This window comes from Pseudomonas sp. LTJR-52 (genome assembly GCF_003691465.1).
In the GTDB taxonomy this organism is placed as follows: domain Bacteria; phylum Pseudomonadota; class Gammaproteobacteria; order Pseudomonadales; family Pseudomonadaceae; genus Chryseomonas; species Chryseomonas luteola.
Genome location: NZ_CP033105.1, coordinates 821419 through 839953, shown reverse-complemented (window position 1 = coordinate 839953; position 18535 = coordinate 821419). Strand labels below are relative to the sequence as shown.

General features: G+C 56.9%; 13 protein-coding genes and 2 tRNA genes. 4 read left to right on the top strand and 11 right to left on the bottom strand.

Going from position 1 to position 18535, the window contains the following annotated elements; all coding sequences use genetic code 11:
• Nucleotides 1-40: 40 nt before the first annotated feature.
• The 3 genes from rpoD (at nucleotide 41) to EAW52_RS03825 (ending at nucleotide 2148) form a co-directional block, all read left to right on the top strand.
• On the top strand, nucleotides 41-1891 hold the full coding sequence (gene rpoD, locus EAW52_RS03835; protein WP_010795991.1) for an RNA polymerase sigma factor RpoD: 1851 nt from the start codon (nucleotides 41-43) through the stop codon (nucleotides 1889-1891).
• Nucleotides 1892-1978: 87 nt separating this feature from the next.
• Nucleotides 1979-2055: transfer RNA gene (locus EAW52_RS03830), tRNA-Ile, on the top strand.
• Between the two features lie 18 nt (nucleotides 2056-2073).
• Nucleotides 2074-2148 (top strand) — tRNA-Gln (locus EAW52_RS03825).
• Between the two features lie 64 nt (nucleotides 2149-2212).
• On the opposite strand, the gene EAW52_RS03820 is transcribed toward EAW52_RS03825, so the two are convergent.
• The 11 genes from EAW52_RS03820 to glcD all read right to left on the bottom strand — a co-directional run bounded on the left by EAW52_RS03820 (nucleotide 2213) and on the right by glcD (nucleotide 17446).
• Entirely contained in the window at nucleotides 2213-3502 is a 1290-nt protein-coding gene (locus EAW52_RS03820; RefSeq protein ID WP_122041474.1) for a hybrid sensor histidine kinase/response regulator, read from the bottom strand.
• Complete coding sequence (locus EAW52_RS03815; RefSeq protein ID WP_122041473.1) at nucleotides 3495-4106, bottom strand: chemotaxis protein CheB; 612 nt, start codon at nucleotides 4104-4106, stop codon at nucleotides 3495-3497. Before EAW52_RS03815 ends, EAW52_RS03820 begins: the two co-directional genes overlap by 8 nt.
• 5 nt (nucleotides 4107-4111) lie before the next feature.
• On the bottom strand, nucleotides 4112-4933 hold the full coding sequence (locus EAW52_RS03810; RefSeq protein ID WP_074826865.1) for a protein-glutamate O-methyltransferase CheR: 822 nt from the start codon (nucleotides 4931-4933) through the stop codon (nucleotides 4112-4114).
• A gap of 2 nt (nucleotides 4934-4935) precedes the next feature.
• Nucleotides 4936-8481, bottom strand: coding sequence for a response regulator (locus EAW52_RS03805; RefSeq protein ID WP_122041472.1), 3546 nt, complete (start codon nucleotides 8479-8481; stop codon nucleotides 4936-4938).
• A 145-nt stretch (nucleotides 8482-8626) separates the two neighbouring features.
• Nucleotides 8627-8785, bottom strand: coding sequence for a YqaE/Pmp3 family membrane protein (locus EAW52_RS03800; RefSeq protein WP_122041471.1), 159 nt, complete (start codon nucleotides 8783-8785; stop codon nucleotides 8627-8629).
• Nucleotides 8786-9058: 273 nt separating this feature from the next.
• Nucleotides 9059-10834 carry an acyl-CoA dehydrogenase C-terminal domain-containing protein gene (locus EAW52_RS03795; RefSeq protein WP_122041470.1) on the bottom strand — a complete coding sequence of 592 codons (1776 nt, stop codon included), beginning with the start codon at nucleotides 10832-10834 and terminating at the stop codon, nucleotides 9059-9061.
• Nucleotides 10835-11019: 185 nt separating this feature from the next.
• Nucleotides 11020-13194 (bottom strand): malate synthase G, encoded by a 2175-nt coding sequence (locus EAW52_RS03790; protein WP_122041469.1) that lies wholly within the window; start codon nucleotides 13192-13194, stop codon nucleotides 11020-11022.
• Nucleotides 13195-13223: 29 nt separating this feature from the next.
• Nucleotides 13224-13631, bottom strand: coding sequence for a heme-binding protein (locus EAW52_RS03785; protein WP_010795999.1), 408 nt, complete (start codon nucleotides 13629-13631; stop codon nucleotides 13224-13226).
• Complete coding sequence (gene glcF, locus EAW52_RS03780) at nucleotides 13600-14880, bottom strand: glycolate oxidase subunit GlcF (RefSeq protein WP_122041468.1); 1281 nt, start codon at nucleotides 14878-14880, stop codon at nucleotides 13600-13602. Before glcF ends, EAW52_RS03785 begins: the two co-directional genes overlap by 32 nt.
• Nucleotides 14880-15938 carry a glycolate oxidase subunit GlcE gene (glcE, locus tag EAW52_RS03775; RefSeq protein WP_122044712.1) on the bottom strand — a complete coding sequence of 353 codons (1059 nt, stop codon included), beginning with the start codon at nucleotides 15936-15938 and terminating at the stop codon, nucleotides 14880-14882. The genes glcF and glcE overlap by 1 nt, the downstream gene beginning before the upstream one ends.
• Before the next feature lie 8 nt (nucleotides 15939-15946).
• Complete coding sequence (gene glcD / locus EAW52_RS03770; protein WP_122041467.1) at nucleotides 15947-17446, bottom strand: glycolate oxidase subunit GlcD; 1500 nt, start codon at nucleotides 17444-17446, stop codon at nucleotides 15947-15949.
• Nucleotides 17447-17680: 234 nt separating this feature from the next.
• On the opposite strand from glcD, the gene glcC reads away from it, so the two are divergent.
• Nucleotides 17681-18454 (top strand): transcriptional regulator GlcC, encoded by a 774-nt coding sequence (glcC, locus tag EAW52_RS03765; RefSeq protein ID WP_010796003.1) that lies wholly within the window; start codon nucleotides 17681-17683, stop codon nucleotides 18452-18454.
• The last annotated feature ends 81 nt before the right edge of the window (nucleotides 18455-18535 follow it).

Below are 18535 nucleotides of genomic sequence, written 5' to 3'. Positions count from 1 at the left end.
GCTTATTTTTGCCCGCCTATGCCTTCGTGGAAGGGTGTTTATGTCCGGAAAAGCGCAACAGCAATCTCGTCTTAAAGAGTTGATCGCCCGCGGTCGCGAGCAGGGTTACCTGACGTACTCGGAAGTCAACGATCACCTGCCGGAGGATATCTCCGATCCAGAACAGGTGGAAGACATCATCCGCATGATCAACGACATGGGGATCAACGTATTCGAAACAGCTCCGGATGCGGATACCCTACTGCTCGCAGAAGCGGATACCGATGAAGCCGCCGCTGAAGAAGCCGCCGCCGCACTGGCAGCAGTTGAAAGCGATGTTGGTCGTACCACCGATCCCGTGCGCATGTACATGCGTGAGATGGGTACCGTTGAACTCTTGACCCGTGAAGGCGAAATCGAAATCGCCAAGCGTATCGAGGAAGGTATCCGTGAAGTCATGAGCGCTATCGCTCACTTCCCGGGCTCGGTTGAATACATTCTCAGCGAATATGATCGGGTTACATCCGAAGGTGGTCGCCTGTCTGACGTTCTCAGCGGCTACATCGATCCCGATGACGGCACGCTGCCTGAGAGCGAAAGCGATGACATTCCTGTGCCCAAGGCTAAGGATGCCGCTGCAGCCCAGAGCGACGACGAAGAAGAAAGCGAGAGCGATGACTCCGAGGAAGAGACCGAAAGCGGTCCGGACCCGGAAGAAGCTCGTCAACGCTTCGCAGCCGTAGCCGAACAACTGGAGAAAACCCAAAAGGCGCTCCAGAAGCATGGCCGTAGCAGCGATCAGGCCATTGAAGAGCTGGTGGCCCTGGCCACGCTGTTCATGCCGATCAAGCTGGTACCCAAGCAGTACGAGATACTGGTAGGCCGCGTTCGCGAGTCGCTGGATCGTGTTCGTGCCCAGGAACGCGCCATCATGCAGCTGTGTGTACGTGATGCACGTATGCCCCGCGCTGATTTCCTGCGTTCGTTCCCGAGCAACGAAACCAACCTTGAGTGGGTAGACAAGGTTCTCAAGAACAAGCCCAAGTATGCCGAGGCGATTGAGCGCCTGCGTCCTGATATCCAGCGCAACCAGGAAAAGCTGATTGCCCTGCAAAAGGAGCTTGATCTGACAGTTGCTGAGATCAAGGAGATCAACCGCAACATGTCCATCGGCGAAGCCAAGGCTCGTCGGGCGAAAAAAGAGATGGTTGAGGCCAACCTGCGTCTCGTGATCTCGATCGCCAAGAAATATACAAACCGCGGCTTGCAGTTCCTTGATCTGATCCAGGAAGGCAACATCGGTCTGATGAAGGCTGTAGACAAGTTCGAATACCGCCGCGGCTACAAGTTCTCCACCTATGCGACCTGGTGGATTCGTCAGGCGATTACCCGTTCCATTGCGGACCAGGCACGGACCATCCGTATTCCGGTTCACATGATCGAGACGATCAACAAGCTCAATCGTATTTCCCGCCAGATGTTGCAGGAAATGGGTCGCGAGCCGACGCCGGAAGAGCTGGGCGAGCGTATGGATATGCCTGAGGACAAGATCCGTAAGGTATTGAAGATCGCTAAAGAGCCAATCTCCATGGAAACACCGATTGGTGATGATGAAGATTCGCACCTGGGTGATTTCATCGAAGATTCCACCATGCAGTCTCCGATCGAGGTAGCGACCAGCGAAAGCCTGAAGGAAGCGACTCGCGATGTACTGGCAGGACTGACAGCTCGTGAAGCCAAGGTACTGCGCATGCGTTTCGGCATCGATATGAATACTGACCATACGCTTGAAGAGGTCGGTAAGCAGTTCGATGTAACACGCGAGCGTATTCGTCAGATCGAAGCCAAGGCCTTGCGTAAGCTGCGTCATCCGTCCCGTAGCGAGCATCTTCGCTCGTTCCTCGACGAGTAAATGAAAAACCGGAGCAAACGCTCCGGTTTTTTTATGCGCTTTATTTTGCCATTTGCTTCTATATGGGTATAATGCGCCCCTCTCGTAGGGCCTGTAGCTCAGTCGGTTAGAGCAGAGGACTCATAATCCTTTGGTCGAGAGTTCGAGTCTCTCCGGGCCCACCAGAAATTCGAAAGTATTACAGGGGCGTCGCCAAGCGGTAAGGCAGCAGGTTTTGATCCTGCCATGCGTTGGTTCGAATCCAGCCGCCCCTGCCATATCTCAGCGCCAAGCGCGCAATAAAAAGGCTTACCTCGGTAAGCCTTTTTATTTCTGCTCTCCTTACGCCTTCAGACCTGACGATCCAGAGGCCGAGCCCTGCGCGGAATGCACGCCTGTCTCTACCAGGGCCAGCCTCGGCTTAGCCGATTCAGTCGCCGTCGACTCGCTGAGAGGAAGCGTCACGCTGAACGTAGCCCCCTGCCCTTCGATGCTGCTGACACCTATCTTGCCACGGTGCGCCTTGACGATCTGATCGGCGATATAAAGTCCCAAGCCCAGCCCTGCAACGCCTTCGCTTCCACTAGCGCGCTCAAACTGGCGGAAAATACGCTCCTGATTCTCAGGCGAGATACCGATACCAAAGTCCCGTACGCTAAGTACAGCACAGCCGTCCTTGACATCCAGTTTCACATGAACAGGCTTGCCTGCACCGTAGCGCATGGCATTGGTAAGCAGATTGGCAACAACCTGCTCGATTCGGAATTCGTCCCACTCCCCTTCGATGTATTCGGGAAGCTCTACCGTGACGTCACAGCCAGTCGCGTTGAGTTGCGGCATGAAATTTTCGACGATACTGGAAACCAGTTTCACCAGATCGAAACGGGAAGGTCGGATAGACAACTTGCCCGTCCGGATACGGGATACGTCGAGCATGTCATCGATCAGACGTACCAACTTCTGTACCTGACGCTCGTCCCGCTCGACCATCTCCATCAGCTTTTCAGGCGTAAACGCTGCCATGTTGTTCTTGCCCAGGTAGATTTTGCGCAGCTGGGCTTCGAGAATCAGGGTATTGAGCGGGGTCTTCAGCTCATGAGAAACGATAGACATGAAATCGTCGCGCATCCGCACCGCATGCTGCAATTCAACTTGCGTCTGGCGCAGCTCGGCCAGCAGCACCTCCTGCTCCTGGCGGCTACGCTCAAGCGCCTCAAGCTGATGCCGCATGCCCTTGCGGTGCCGGTACAGGTCCACGAATACGCTTACCTTACTCTTGACCGCATGGATGTCGAGCGGCTTGTAAAGAAAGTCTACAGCTCCGCTCTCATAGCCTTTGAAGGCATAGTTGCGGTCATGACCGGCAGCACTGACAAAGACAATTGGAATATGTTTGGTCTTCTCAGTACTTCGCATCATTTCGGCAAGCTCGAAGCCGTTCATGACCGGCATCTGCACGTCCAGAATGGCAAGCGCAAATTCGTGCACGAGCAATAGCTCAAGCGCAGCCTCGGCAGAACCGGCCTTGAATACAGAAAGGTCCTCGTGTTTCAACAACGCCTCAAGTGCCAAAAGATTCTCTGGAAGATCGTCAACGATGAGAATCTTTGCTGTATTCACTTCTTTAAGCATTGTTCTGTTCCAGCTCGACGAGCAATGTATTAATGTCTCTGACAGGCAAAATGAAATCAGGAGTAAACAATCTGAGAGCAGCTTCCGGCATCGTAGGCACGAAGGCTTCAGCCGGATCCTGAACAACGGTCAACCCACCGGCACGGTGGATCGCTCTCAAGCCTGCCGCGCCGTCCTCATTGGCTCCGGTCAGTAGAACACCACAAAGGTGCTCGCCAAATACGTCTGCAGCACTTTCGAACAATACGTCGATTGAAGGCCGCGAAAAGTGCACACGCTCTTCCCGGCTCAGGGAGAGCGTTTTGTCCTGTTCGATCAGCAGATGGTACCCAGGCGGCGCAAAGTACAGCGTGCCAGGGTGCAGCGGTTCCTTTTCATCTGCTTCCTTGACGTCTATCTCCAGACGCAGCCGGAAAATTTCCGCTAGTTTACTGTCCTTATCCTCGGGCATGTGTACTACCACGACGATAGGCAGGCGAAAAGTTTCGACCAAGCCGACCAATAGTACACTAAGTGCTTGTAGCCCACCCGCAGAAGCGCCTACAACAATTGCTTCAATTTGCCGCTGCGGCAGCGAAAAGAGGGTATCCGGCCCTTGTTTCATGACGATTATAACCGCCTGAAAAGTCGTTCTTTTTTGACGACCGGTTCGAAATGACCCGCATAGGCAGAGAAATCGAGCGACTCCTTGCTGCCAAGTCCGAGAAAGCCCCGGTGGCACAGCGACTCATGAAACAAACCGAACGCGCGATTCTGCAAGCCCTTATTGAAATAGATCAGGACATTTCGGCAAGAGATGAAATGTGTCTCGGAAAACACCATGTCCGTAGCCAGGCTATGGTCGGCAAAGGTGACATTGGCCATCAGTGACTTATCAAACAGCGCCCCATCATAGGCGGCTGTGTAATAGTCGGAAAAGGAGCTCTTGCCGCCGGCCTGCTGATAGCTTTGTGTGTATTTACGCACCCGCTCCAGCGGAAAGACGCCCTGCCGGGCACGATCCAGCGATTGTGGATTGATATCGGTAGCGTAAATCAACGTACGGTCCAGCAGCCCCTCTTCCTTGAAGAGGATGGCCATGGAATAGACTTCTTCCCCCGTACTGCAACCGGCAATCCAGATCTTGAGCGATGGATAGGTCTTTAGCACAGGGACTACGTGCTCTCGAATGGCCAGATAATAGGTGGGGTCACGAAACATCTCGCTGACCGGAATTGTCAGAAACTGGAGCAGCTCGCTGAACAGCTGCGGATCATGCAGCACGCGAGCCTGCAGCTCTGAAATGGTTTCGCATTCAAACTTCGACAGCGCATGGAGCACTCGGCGCTTGAGCGAAGCGCCGGAATAGTCCCGAAAGTCGTAGCTGTATTTGAAATAGATACCCTCGATGAGCAAGCGCAGCTCAATATCCAGGGTACGGTCGGGACACATGGTTACAGCTTCTCCAGTGACGGCATCCATACCCTGATTAATGAGAACAGCCGGTTCAGATCGACAGGCTTGGCCAGATAGTCATTGGCACCGGCACGCAGACAACGCTCCTGGTCGTCCTTCATGGCCTTGGCAGTAATGGCAATAATGGGTAGTTTTTGCAGGTAAGGAATCTTGCGAATTTCCTGCATGGCCTGATAGCCGTCCATCATTGGCATCATGATGTCCATGAGTACAAGGTCGATACCCTCGATTGTTTGTACCTTCTCCACCGCCTCAAGACCATTGCGGGCGATTTCGACGATTGCTCCCTTCTGCTCGAGCGCACTGGTCAGGGCGAAGATATTGCGTACGTCGTCATCTACCAACAGGAGCTTGCGACCTTCGAATGCCTTGTCGCGGCTGCGGGCAGTCTTGAGCATTTTCTGGCGCTCAGGCGGCATGTCGGCTTCGATTTTGTGCAGGAAGAGTGTGACCTCATCCAGCAGACGCTCGGGCGAACGGGCTCCCTTGATGATGATCGAACGCGAGTACTTCATCAGGTTCGCTTCTTCGTCACGGGTCAGACTGCGCCCGGTATAGACAATGACCGGCGGGAAGGAGCAGATTTCCTCATTGGCCATGCGCTCAAGCAGCTCGTTGCCTTCCATATCGGGCAGCTTGAGGTCGATTACCATGCAGTCGTAGATATTGTTGCGCAGCAGCTCAAGCGCTTCCTGGCCAAGCTCTACTGCCGTGATTTCCACATCAGAATCACCGATGAGCTTGGTAATGCTGTCGCGCTGTAGCGCATCGTCTTCGACCAGGAGAATGCGCTTCATCTTCTGCGAAAACTTGGCTTCGAGTCGACTGAAGACGGTCTTGAGTTCATCACGGGTGGTGGGCTTCATGGCATAGCCAACGGCCCCCATATGCATGGCTGCTTCGACTCGATCCTCGACCGACACCACATGCACCGGAATATGCCGTGTATGGGGGTTTTCCTTGAGCCGCTCAAGCACGGTAAGGCCTGAATGGTCGGGCAGGCGCATGTCCAGCAGGATGGCATCCGGCGTGAACTCGGTTGCGATGTCAAAGCCTTCATCAGCTCCGTGCGCCACTAGGCAGCTGTACTTCAGTTCATGGGCCAGATCGTAAAGAATACGCGCGAATTGCGGCTCGTCTTCAATCACCAGTACCTTGCGATCCGGGAAGGGGAAGCTTTCGCGGTCGTCCGGGAATGGTCTCGGTCGGGCCGGGCTTATTTCGTCAGCCGTCACTGGCGCCGATGACGGCGCGGCAGCAACGGATGCAGCAACCGCGACTGGAGCTGGCGCCTCGCTGGCAGAACGCGGTGCGGGAGCGGCCTGAACACGGGAAGCAGGTGCGTCGGCAATGAGTGGCTGCTCATATTGCAGGGGTAGGCGCAAGGTGAAGGTACTGCCCTGCTGCGGAACGCTCTGCACTTCAATAGAGCCCCCCAGCAGCTTGGCCAAGTCGCGGGAAATGGAAAGTCCCAGACCGGTACCGCCGTAACGACGGGTCGTTGCGCCATCGGCCTGACGGAAGGCTTCAAAGATGACTTCCTGCTGATCTGGCGCAATCCCAATGCCCGAGTCGGTGACCGCGAACGCGACCTGATTCTGGTCGAGCGTCACCTTGAGCGTGACGCCGCCTCGCTCGGTAAACTTGAATGCATTGGAAAGCAGGTTTTTGAGAATCTGTTCGATACGCTGCCGATCCGAGTACACAAAGCCAGGCAGATCGTCGGCAAGATCCACCGTGAAAGACAGCTCACGGCTATCGGCCACGGGATTGAACGAGTTTTTCAGGGTGTCGACAACACGCTTGACAGACACCTGCTCAGGCCTGATTTCCAGCATGCCTGCCTCGACCTTGGAAATGTCGAGGATATCGTTGATCAGGTTGAGCAGGTCATTGCCAGCAGAATAGATGGACTCTGCAAAGCGGACCTGCTCGGCAGTAAGGTTCGCATCCGTGTTATCGGCCAGCAGCTTGGCCAGGATAAGCGAGCTGTTAAGCGGTGTCCGTAGTTCATGGGACATGTTGGCCAGGAATTCGGACTTGTACTGGCTGGCACGCTCAAGCTCGCGGGCCCGCTCTTCCAGCTCAGTCTGCGCTGCATTGAGCAGGCTGTTGCGCTCGTCGAGCATGTCGCGCTGCTGTTGCAGCTCATGGGTCTGCTCGGAGAGCTGCTCGTTGGTCTGTTCAAGCTCCGCCTGCTGCTGCTCGAGGTGCGCCTGAGATTCCTTGAGCGCACGGGACTGCTCTTCGAGCTCTTCATTGGCGGTGCGGAGTTCTTCCTGCTGTACCTGCAATTCTTCGTTGAGCTGCTGGGTTTCAGCCAATAGCTTTTGCAGGCGCTGACGGTATTTACCGGACTCGATGGAGGAACCAATCGCCGAGGAGACAAGCTTGAGCAACTCGGTATCCCGCGCTTCCAGACTGCGGGTAAAGCCGAGCTCCACCACACCATTGACCATACCATCACTTTCAATCGGTACGATGAGGGCCGCTGCAGCAGTAGTCTCGCCAACAGCCGAGCTGACCTTCAGATAATCACGCGGCAGATCCTTTAGCTCAATGATGCGCGACTCCAGAGCCGCTTGTCCCACCAGGCTTTCACCCAGGGCCAGCGTGCGTCTCGTGGAAAGGTTCTCTTCGCTCAACGCATATTCGGCTACGCGTTCCAGCTTGCGGTTATCGTCCTGGACGATATAGATCGCTCCCGCAGAAGCGCCCAGATAACGGGCCAGGAATTGTAGGATGCTTTGCCCTAGCAGAGGCAGTGTCTGCTGGCCAATTACCTGTTCGGAGAGCTGCATCTGTCCAGCACGGTACCAAGCCTGCCGTTGCATTTGCTCGGTATGATCAAGCTGCTGATCCAGCGCTGTGGTGTAGGTATTAGACAAGCGCGTCAGTTCACGGCGCCCCAAGAAGGCCAGCAGACCGCTCAGCAAGAGGCTAACACACAGAAATGACGCAACAATGATGATGGTGGCCTGACTGGCCGTTGAACTACGCTCGGCTCGTTGCTGCTGCTCGAATGCAATGAAATCATTGAAGTCGCGACGGATAGCATCAATCAAGTCTTTGCCTTCGCCGTCGCGTACGTGCTTCATGAAGTCGCCGTTCTGCTGATTCAACGCGATCATTCGTGTTGCATATTCGCGCCAGGAACGATGCAAGCTTTCAATGCGCTCAAGCCGACGTAGCTGGACTTCGTTATCTGACACCAGACTTTTCAGCTCATCCAACTGAGGCTGAAACGTAGCCTGTGCACGCTGGTAGGGCTCAAGAAAGGATTGATCATCACTTAGCAGATAACCCCGCATACCTGTTTCCAGATCTACCGCGAGCCTGAATACATTGTTACTGCTACTGATAACCCGATCGGTATGCTCGATCCACTGGTTTACAGAAAGAAGGTAATAAACGACAGCAACAAAGAACGCCGAAGTAAGAAAACCGATTCCTAATGGCAGAGTCAGGTTACGGCTCAGGATTCGACGAAAGCTTTGCTGATCGACAGGCGACTCACGATTCATGCGTTACTCAATATCAGTCATGAATGAAAAAGCGGCCACCTGCTGCAAGGCAGCCGCAGTACGGCAAGCATGCACGAAAAAACGAAAAGCGAAGCGGCCCGCGTTAAATTAATTCAATCGCGGGCCGAATTATCCATTGCTTGGACTAGCGCCGAGCGATGATCCAGACAGCATGAATAATGCCTGGAATATAGCCCAAAATGGTCAGCAGGATGTTCAACCAGAAAGCGCCTCCGAGACCAACTTGGAGGAAAACGCCTAGGGGCGGAAGGATGATGGCGCAGATGATTCTGATCAGGTCCATTTGCAAGCTCCTCGTAACAGGCCGTCGAAACAGCTATAGGACCTATTGCACGGGAGTCGGTTCCTCGAATGCCAGGCAGAAAAAACCCCGCCGTAGCGGGGCTTTGCAGACTATGGAGGATTTCCGTATCGGGCACCGTCCTGGTGCAGTCCTCTAACTCCCTGTTTTAACTTGGGCGCTTCCTGCGCTGAACTCGATAGCTGAATGATATTCCCTATAAATGTAGGGTTAATAGAGCCAAGTCATGCAACATCCTGTAAGTATTTGCTTACATCAGAACTGTGCGGCCTCCAGCTCATACAGCACGCCGCTGCCTGCCCTTACCGAAGCCGTCAACGAATGAATGCGAGGCAGCAGTCGGGCAAAGTAGAACCGCGCCGTTGCGACCTTGCTATTGCGCAGCTCGGCATGATCACTTTTCAATGCGGCTTCAGCCATGCGTGCCCACAGGTAGGCATAGGCGGTATAACCCAACACATGCAGGTACTCCACCGATGCTGCACCTATCTCGTTCGGATTGGTTTTGGCCTCGTTCATGACCCACTCGGTCAGGGCGTCCAGGTTATCCAGCGCTGCTCGCAACGGTTCGGCAAACTCGGACGATTTGCTATTCAGTGTTTCGATATAGGCTCTGACCTCTTCCGAGAAAGGCCGATACAGGCTTCCCGCCGAACCTACAACCTTGCGCCCCATCAGATCCAGCGCCTGGATACCGTTGGTGCCCTCGTATATCTGGGTAATACGAACGTCTCGTACCAACTGCTCCTGTCCCCATTCACGAATGTACCCATGCCCACCAAAGATCTGCTGGCCATGCACGCAAATCTCGAGCCCCAGATCTGTCAGGAAAGCCTTGGCTACAGGAGTCAATAGCGCCACCATGCCTTCGGCACGTGAGCGCGCCTGAGCATCGTTGCTGAACTTGGCGATATCGAGCTGCATCGCAACATAGGTAGAAAATGCACGACCGCCTTCGTTCAGAGCCTTCATGGTCAATAGCATGCGACGCACATCAGGATGAACGATGATAGGGTCAGCCGCCTTATCGGGCGCAGACGGGCCGGTTGCCGCGCGGCTTTGCAGGCGTTCACGGGCGTACTCAACGGCACTCTGATAGGAACGCTCCCCTGCTCCCAGCCCTTGAATACCTACACCCAAGCGTTCGTAATTCATCATAGTGAACATGGCAGCCAGCCCTTTATTGAGCTCACCGACCAGATAACCCTTGGCGCCATCAAAGTTCATCACGCAGGTACTGGAGCCGTGAATACCCATCTTGTGCTCAATGGAGCCGCACGCCAGGGTATTGCGCTCGCCAAGGCTGCCGTCCTCATTGACCAAGACCTTTGGAACGAGGAAAAGTGAAATGCCTCTGGAGCCGGCGGGTGCGTCCGGAAGCTTCGCAAGCACCAAGTGGATGATGTTTTCCGTCAGGTCATGCTCACCGGCTGTAATAAAGATCTTCGTACCGGTAATGGCATAACTGCCATCCGCCTGCGGTTCGGCACGGGTGCGGATGATGCCCAGGTCTGTGCCGGCATGGGGCTCGGTCAGGCACATGGAGCCTGCCCATACACCGGAATAGAGGTTGGGCAGGTACCTCGTTTTCAGCTCTTCGCTGGCATGGGCATGGATGGCTAGGCAACCGCCCGCTGTGAGCATGGGGTACAGGCCAAAGGATAGATTGGCCGCATGGACCATTTCCTCGACCTGAGCAGAAATCACTTTGGGCATGCCCATACCACCGTACTCGGGGTCACCGCCTACGCCTACCCAACCGCCTTCGGCATAGACGGTATACGCCTCCCGGAAGCCTTTTGGCGTAATCACCTTGCCCCCTTCCCAACGGCAGCCCTCTTCATCCCCATTGCGGTTGAGTGGAGACAGGGTGCGGGCAGCCACCTTGGCCGCTTCTTCCAGGATGGCGTCGGCCGTCTCGGTATCGACCCGTTCCGCCAGCTCAGGTAACTGCTGCCACGCCTCCTGCACCCTGAACACATCGTTGAGCAGGAAACGGATATCACGTAGGGGAGCTTGGTAGTCAGCCATGGGGCAATCCTCCAGCAGAGGCGCAGGGTATCCGGCGCTTTTTTGTGAGTATTCCCTGAGTGTAGCGAACACGCTAAAAGAGCCATAGGTTCATGATGCGACCAGACAGTCAGCTTCGGTCACCCACCTGATCCTTGCTTGAGCCAACGAAAAAGGGACGCTGTTAGCGTCCCTTTTCAAGGCTTTTACAAGCCTGCCTTGGCTTTCAATCGCCACTCGTGAAGCAGCGGCTCGGTGTAACCGTTAGGCTGTTCGCGTCCCTTTAGAACCAAGTCCCGGGCGGCCCGGAAGGCATAGGACGTTTCGAAGTTGGGCGCCATGGGGCGATACAGGGAGTCACCTGCGTTTTGCTCATCCACGATACGGGCCATCCGCTGCAACGTTTCGATCACCTGTGCCTGATTAGTTACGCCGTGGCGCAACCAGTTGGCAATATGCTGGCTAGAGATACGCAGTGTGGCGCGGTCTTCCATCAGGCCGACGTTATGGATATCCGGCACCTTGGAGCAGCCGACACCCTGGTCTACCCAGCGCACGACATAACCCAGAATGCCTTGGGCGTTGTTGTCCAGCTCCTGCTGAATCTCCTCGGCAGACCAGTTGGCAGACTCGACAACCGGAATGGTCAACAGATCGTTCAGGATGCTGTCACGAGCGGCGTTGACATCGACCTGCTCCAGTTCTTGCTGGATCGCCTGCACATCGACCTGATGGTAATGCAGCGCATGCAGGGTCGCAGCCGTAGGCGATGGCACCCAGGCGGTATTGGCGCCTGCTTTGGGATGACCAATCTTTTGCTCCAGCATGGCGGCCATGAGGTCAGGCATGGCCCACATGCCCTTACCGATCTGGGCGCGGCCACGCAGCCCGCAGGACAAACCAACCAGGACGTTGTTGCGCTCGTAGGCGGCGATCCACTTGCTTCCTTTCATGTCGCCCTTGCGCAGCATCGCACCCGCTTCCATGCTGGTGTGCATCTCGTCACCGGTGCGATCCAGGAAACCTGTATTGATAAAGGCCACGCGGGAAGCCGCCTCGGCAATACAGGCCTTGAGGTTGACGCTGGTACGGCGCTCCTCATCCATAATACCCATCTTGATCGTGTCGGCAGGCAGTCCCAGCATGGACTCGACCCGTCCAAACAATTCAGCCGCAAAAGCCACTTCCTTCGGTCCGTGCATCTTTGGCTTCACGATATAAATGGAGCCGGTACGGGAATTGCCACGGCGCGCCAGATCATGCAGGGCGATGGTCACGGTCATCACCGCATCCATGATGCCTTCAGGAATCTCCTGACCATCGGCATACAGAATGGCCGGGTTGGTCATCAGGTGACCGACATTACGTACGAACAGAAGCGAGCGGCCGTGCAGCGACAGGCTCTCACCGTTGGCCGCCGTATACTCACGGTCCGGGTTGAGCGTACGCGTGAAACGCTTGTCACCCTTGGTCACTTCTTCAGCCAGATCGCCCTTCATCAGGCCCAGCCAGTTACGGTAAGCCAGGACCTTGTCCTGTGCATCCACAGCAGTAATCGAGTCCTCCAAATCCATGATGGTGCTGACGGCCGACTCCATCAGGATGTCCTTCACACCAGCACAGTCGGTCTGGCCGATCTGGGAGTGGCGATCGATCTGAATTTCAAAATGCAGGCCGTTGTGCTTGAGCAGAATGGCCGATGGTTCGGACGCATCGCCCTGATAGCCGACAAAGGCGGACGGGTCGGCCAGCTCGCAGGCACCATTTTTCATGTCTACCACGAGACGGCCGCCGTCGACCCGGTAGCACGTAGCCTCTTTATGGGAGCCTTTGGCCAGCGGAACGGTCCGGTCCAGGAAGTCGCGGGCGTAAGCGATGACCTTGGCTCCCCGCGCGGGGTTATAGCCCTTGGTCTTCTCGGCGCCTTCGTCCTCTGGAATGGCGTCGGTGCCGTAGACTGCATCGTAAAGTGAGCCCCAGCGCGCATTCGCAGCGTTTAGGGCATAACGCGCATTGAGCACCGGTACAACCAGTTGCGGACCAGCCTGCTGCGCGATTTCAGTATCGACATTGGCTGTGATCGCCTGGACCTTCTCCGGCTGCGGCAGCAGGTAGCCAATCGACTCCAGAAAGCGGCGGTAGGTTGCCATGTCCTTGATTGGGCCAGGATTGGCACGATGCCAGTCATCCAGCTTTGCCTGGATCTGATCACGCTCGGCCAGCAGTGCCTGGTTACGCGGTGCCAGGTCATGCACCAGAGCATCGAAGCCCTGCCAGAAAGCAGCGCTATCGATTCCCGTACCGGGCAACACTTGCTCCTCGACAAAGCGATGCAAGGAGGTGGCTACCTGTAAGCGATGGCAAGAAGTGCGTTGAGTCATGTCGTAATCCCTGTGTTCTTCTTATCAGTTCAACCCAAAACAGCCGCAGCACCCGCTTTGGCCACCTGTGCATCCTGATCGGCCTTGACGCCTGAAACGCCTACCGCGCCGACAACCTGTCCCTCGACCATGACCGGTACACCACCCTCCAGCATGCCAGCCAACACCGGCGCGGACAGAAAAGCGGTGCGTCCGCCATTGATCATGTCTTCAAACCCTTTGGACTCACGGCGCCCCAGGGCTGCGGTCCGGGCTTTTTCCGTAGAGATGTAGCCGCTGGTTGGCGCGGCATTGTCGAGCCTGAGCAGCGCCAGCGGATGTCCGCCATCGTCCACTACCGCAATGGAGACGGCCCACTGGTTGCGCTCGGCCTCGGCGCGTGCGGCCTCCAGGATGCGATTCACTTCAGTGACGGTCAGGACGGCTTTGCTTTGCATGCAGATTCTCCACGTGAGGATGGTAGGGTTCGGAATTCAGAGCGGCATCGACAATCTCGATCCAATGTCGGACCGGTGTACGACTAACACCGCCCAGATGGGTCTGGCAACCAATATTGGCAGTAACGATCAGATCGGGCTGCCCACTCTCGAGCGCGGCGAGCTTGTTGTCTCGCAGCTGACGAGACAGCTCCGGCTGAGTGAGCGAATAGGTGCCGGCAGAGCCGCAGCACAGATGGGCGTCCGGCACTGGCGCCAGCGTATAGCCCAGACGCTGCAAGACCTCCTCTACAGCGCCGCCCAGCTTCTGGGCATGTTGCAGGGTACAGGGGCAATGAAAGGCCAACCGGTGATCCGCATTCACCACCAGCCGCTCCAACGGCTCGGCACGAACCACCTCGACGATATCCTTTGCCAGTTCGGATACCCGGCGGGCCTTGGCGGCATAGGCGGGATCATCCTTCAGCAGATGACCGTAATCCTTGACGAATGCGCCGCAACCGCTGGCCGTCTGTACAATTGCCTCCGCGCCTGCTTCCACAGCAGGCCACCAGGCATCGATATTGCGGCGGGCACGGTCAAGCCCGTCATGCTGGGCATTAAGGTGAAACTCAACGGCGCCGCAGCATCCTGCTCGCGGCGCATCGACCACGCTAATCCCCAAGCGATCCAGCACCCGCGCCGTTGCAGCGTTGGTGTTGGGCGATAGTCCTGGTTGAACACAGCCCTCCAGCATCAACACATGTCGCTCATGACGTACCGCCGGACGCTCTCCCGCGGGGAGCGGATCGGCAGGAAGCTTGCTCTTTAGCGCATCCGGTAAGAGTGGGCGCAGTGTTTGCCCTGCGCCCGCCAGTGCCTTGAATAACGCAGGACGCGGCAGCACGGTGCGCAAGCTGGCACGCAGGAGGCGCTCACTCATGGGGCGAGGCACGCGGCGCTCCAGCTCGGCACGACCGATATCCAGCAGATTGTGATAAGTCACGCCGGACGGACAGGTCGTCTCACAGTTGCGACAGGTCAGACAGCGGTCCAAGTGCAGTTGTGTTTTCGTTGTTACGGGTCCGCCCTCCAGCATCTGCTTGATCAGGTAGATACGTCCGCGAGGCCCATCCAGCTCATCGCCCAACAGTTGATAGGTCGGGCAGGTCGCGTTGCAGAAGCCGCAGTGTACGCAGCTACGCAGTACACGTTCGGCCTCCGCTGCCTGCGGTAGGCGACGTGCTTCTTCACTTAGTATTGTTTGCATTACAGCTCCGCATACAGTCGACCAGGATTGAACAGCCCATGCGGGTCCATTTGCTGCTTGAGCTGACGCTGATATTTGAGAAGCGCAGGTGCCAGTGGGTGGAATGGCTCGCGCGTGATATCAGGCGTGAAACAGGTGGCATGCCCCCCGACCTGCTCGACAAGAGGCCTGAGCGTGGCGGCATCCATATCGCTTTTCAGCCACCGCTGGGCACCGCCCCAATCCATCAGGACCGAGCCGGGCAGCTCCAATACGGGGATGTGATTGGGTAGCGACAGGCGCCACAGTGGACGTGGATCAGCGAAAAATTCCAGTCGGTGCTCGCGCAGATCCGTCCAGTACGCAACGGACAGGTCTTCACCTCCAATGCGATCCCGAGCGGCCGCGACAGAACCCTCACCGCCCTCCAGACGAATATGTAATGCGCGGCCATCATGGCAGGCCCCTGCCAGCGGAATGGCCTGGCGCTCCCACTCGGCCAGCTTGCTCAGCGCGCGCGGGGCATCCAGCTCCACCCTTAGACGGGTACACGTCCGCGGCTTGGGCAGAACCTTGAGAGACACCTCGGTGATCAGCCCCAGACAACCAAAACTCCCGGCCAGCAGACGAGACAGGTCATAGCCCGCCACGTTCTTCATGACTTCACCGCCAAAGCGCAGGTGCTTGCCCTCGCCTGTGATGACCCGGGTCCCCAGAACGAAATCCCGTACCGAGCCTACCCAAGGCCGACGCGGGCCGGAAAAGCCCGTCGCAATCATGCCGCCTACCGTCGCGCCCGGTCCGAAATGCGGCGGCTCGCAGGGCAGCATCTGGCCGTTGGCTTCCAGCGCAGCCTCCAACTCAGCCAGTGGAGTGCCCGCCCGTACCGTTACTACAAGCTCAGTGGGATCATAGGTAACGATGCCTCGGTGGGCGCGCACATCGATTTCCATACCGTCTACCGGTCGGCCCAGGTGACGCTTGCTGTCGCCGCCCCGGATGCGTAGCGGCTGACGTTGCTCAATAGCCTGCAGCACTTCGTCCTGAAGCGTCTGAGAAGCATCATGGGAAGCAGTCATGGCGTCCATCAAAAGCGCTCCAGTTCAGGAAAAGGCAGCTTGCCGTGATGTACATGCATGCCGCCAAACTCAGCGCAGCGGTGCAGCGTCGGCACGTTCTTGCCCGGGTTGAGCAATCCCTTCTCATCAAAGGCTTTCTTGACGGCGTGAAATAACGTCAATTCATCAGGCTTGAACTGCGTACACATGGAGTTGATCTTTTCTCGCCCTACGCCGTGCTCACCGGTGATGCTGCCACCTACCTCCACACACAGGTCGAGGATCTTGCCGCCCAGCTCTTCTGCGCGCTCAAGTTCGCCCGGCTGATTGGCATCAAACAGGATCAGCGGATGCATGTTGCCGTCCCCGGCATGGAAGACGTTGGCAACCCGCAGGCCGTAGTGCTCGGACAGATCCGCAATTCCCTTGAGAACGCCCGGCAATGCACGGCGGGGAATGGTGCCGTCCATGCAGTAGTAATCGGGAGAAATCCGGCCTACTGCCGGGAATGCGTTTTTGCGGCCTGCCCAGAATTTCTGCCGCTCGGCCTCGTCCCGGGCTAGCCGAATCTCGGTGGCCCCGGCCCGAGCCAGGACATCACGAACGCAATCGCAGTCAGCATGAACGTCAGACTCCACCCCATCCAGCTCACACAGGAGGATAGCCTCGGCGTCCACCGGATAGCCTGCATGGATGAAATCTTCCGCCGCTCGAATGGAAAGGTTATCCATCATTTCCAGACCGCCAGGAATGATGCCTGCAGCGATGATATCGCCGACTGCTCGACCGGCTTTTTCAATATTGTCGAAGCTGGCCATCAACACCTTGGCCGTTTGTGGCTTGGGCAGAAGCTTGACGGTCACCTCCACCACCACACCTAGAAGCCCTTCCGAACCTGTGAACAAGGCCAGCAGATCAAATCCGGGCGTGTCGAGCGCCTCACTACCCAGGGTCAGACGTTCTCCCTCAATGGTCACGACGTCGACCTTCAGGATGTTATGAACCGTAAGGCCATATTTCAGACAGTGCACGCCCCCTGCGTTCTCAGCCACATTGCCGCCAATGGAACAGGCGATCTGGGAGGACGGGTCCGGGGCGTAATACAGCCCGTAAGGATTGGCTGCCTGGGAAATCGCCAGGTTGCGCACGCCGGGCTGAACCCGTGCACGGCGCGCATCCGGGTCAACCTCAAGGATCCGATTGAATTTCGCCATGACCAGCAGCACGCCCTGCTCCAGCGGTAGAGCACCACCGGAAAGCCCCGTCCCTGCTCCCCGCGCAACGACCGGGACGTTACGCTCATGGCAGAGCCGCATTAAGGTCTGCACCTGCTCAATGGTATTCGGGAGCACGACGGCCATGGGCGTCGTGCGGTATGCCGACAAGCCATCGCACTCGTAGGGTTTCAGGTCTTCGCGTGCGTGGAGGATCTGAACGCCAGGCAGCGCTGCCTCCAGTGCCTTAATCAGACTGGCCTTGTCGACCTTGGGCAGTACGCCATCGACGCGTTCGTCATACAGGATATTCATTGCCAGAGTACCGATCTTGTTGTTTTTGTGCCGGAGGGCCTGGGCCTTTCAAGGCTACGTGCTTTTCTTTTACTCTCCGTTTGCCAAGACGTCTATGCCACTAAAAGCTGGTCAGACCAGTTTTTCAATACTCAGCCTTAGCCGAAAGTCTTAGCCCCACAGGCGCCATGCACCTTGACGAAAGACCAGGCACTCATGCCCACTAAGCCTTTACCAACTGGTCAGACCAGAGCCATGAGCACTCTTGAAGTCACCAAGCGAAGACAGGTTGCCGATGCTGTAAGCGAGCAAATCGAACGGTTGATCGTCGATGGCGTATTAAAGGTCGGGCAAGCCCTGCCCTCCGAGCGTCGCCTGTGCGACAAGCTGGGGGTTTCGCGGGCGGCCCTGCGTGAAGGACTCGGTGTGCTGAGAGCAAGGGGCATCATTGAAACCAGCCAGGGCCGCGGCTCCTTTGTAGCTCGCCTCAGCGCCTCGAATGACACCAGCCCACTGCTGCACCTGTTTGGCAGTCAACCCCGTACGCTCTTCGACCTGCTCGAAGTGCGCGCCCTGCTCGAAGGAGAAGCCGCCCGGTTGGCAGCCTTGCGCGGTACGGAGGCGGACTTTGTGTTGATTGGCCGACGTTATCAGGCGCTGTGCGAGGCTTGTGAAAACCCGGAAGCGTTGGACGCAGATACTCATGCCCGATTGGACCATGCGTTTCATCTCGCCATCAGCGAGGCGTCACACAATCCCGTCCTGGTGCATACCCTCCAGTCGTTGAATGATCTGCTGCTCGGATCGGTGTTTGCCTGTATCGCCAACCTCTATCACCGCCCGCCGCAACGCAGGCAGATCGACCGCCAGCACACCCGCCTCTATCAGACTGTTACCCAGCGTTTGCCCGATCAGGCCCGTCGCGCGGCGCTCGACCATATCCACAGTATTCGTGACAATCTGCGGGAGATCGAACAGGAAGAGCAACGTCTGGTTCGCGCAACAATGCGGCTGGAGGGATGGGTCTAACCATTCGGGCAGGTTTATTGCCCTATAGCCATTATTGCGACACAGCTCACGGTAATGTATGGTCTAGTTCGGCACTCTCCG

Bases quoted from the DNA above. Each gene is read 5' to 3' on its own strand.
- EAW52_RS03795 (WP_122041470.1), bottom strand. From the start codon at position 10,834: ATGGCTGACTACCAAGCTCCCCTACGTGATATCCGTTTCCTGCTCAAC.
- glcD (WP_122041467.1), bottom strand. From the start codon at position 17,446: ATGAATATCCTGTATGACGAACGCGTCGATGGCGTACTGCCCAAGGTC.
- glcF (WP_122041468.1), bottom strand. From the start codon at position 14,880: ATGCAAACAATACTAAGTGAAGAAGCACGTCGCCTACCGCAGGCAGCG.
- EAW52_RS03800 (WP_122041471.1), bottom strand. From the start codon at position 8,785: ATGGACCTGATCAGAATCATCTGCGCCATCATCCTTCCGCCCCTAGGC.
- EAW52_RS03805 (WP_122041472.1), bottom strand. From the start codon at position 8,481: ATGAATCGTGAGTCGCCTGTCGATCAGCAAAGCTTTCGTCGAATCCTG.
- rpoD (WP_010795991.1), top strand. From the start codon at position 41: ATGTCCGGAAAAGCGCAACAGCAATCTCGTCTTAAAGAGTTGATCGCC.
- EAW52_RS03820 (WP_122041474.1), bottom strand. From the start codon at position 3,502: ATGCTTAAAGAAGTGAATACAGCAAAGATTCTCATCGTTGACGATCTT.
- glcE (WP_122044712.1), bottom strand. From the start codon at position 15,938: ATGACTGCTTCCCATGATGCTTCTCAGACGCTTCAGGACGAAGTGCTG.
- EAW52_RS03785 (WP_010795999.1), bottom strand. From the start codon at position 13,631: ATGCAAAGCAAAGCCGTCCTGACCGTCACTGAAGTGAATCGCATCCTG.
- glcC (WP_010796003.1), top strand. From the start codon at position 17,681: ATGAGCACTCTTGAAGTCACCAAGCGAAGACAGGTTGCCGATGCTGTA.
- EAW52_RS03815 (WP_122041473.1), bottom strand. From the start codon at position 4,106: ATGAAACAAGGGCCGGATACCCTCTTTTCGCTGCCGCAGCGGCAAATT.
- EAW52_RS03790 (WP_122041469.1), bottom strand. From the start codon at position 13,194: ATGACTCAACGCACTTCTTGCCATCGCTTACAGGTAGCCACCTCCTTG.
- EAW52_RS03810 (WP_074826865.1), bottom strand. From the start codon at position 4,933: ATGTGTCCCGACCGTACCCTGGATATTGAGCTGCGCTTGCTCATCGAG.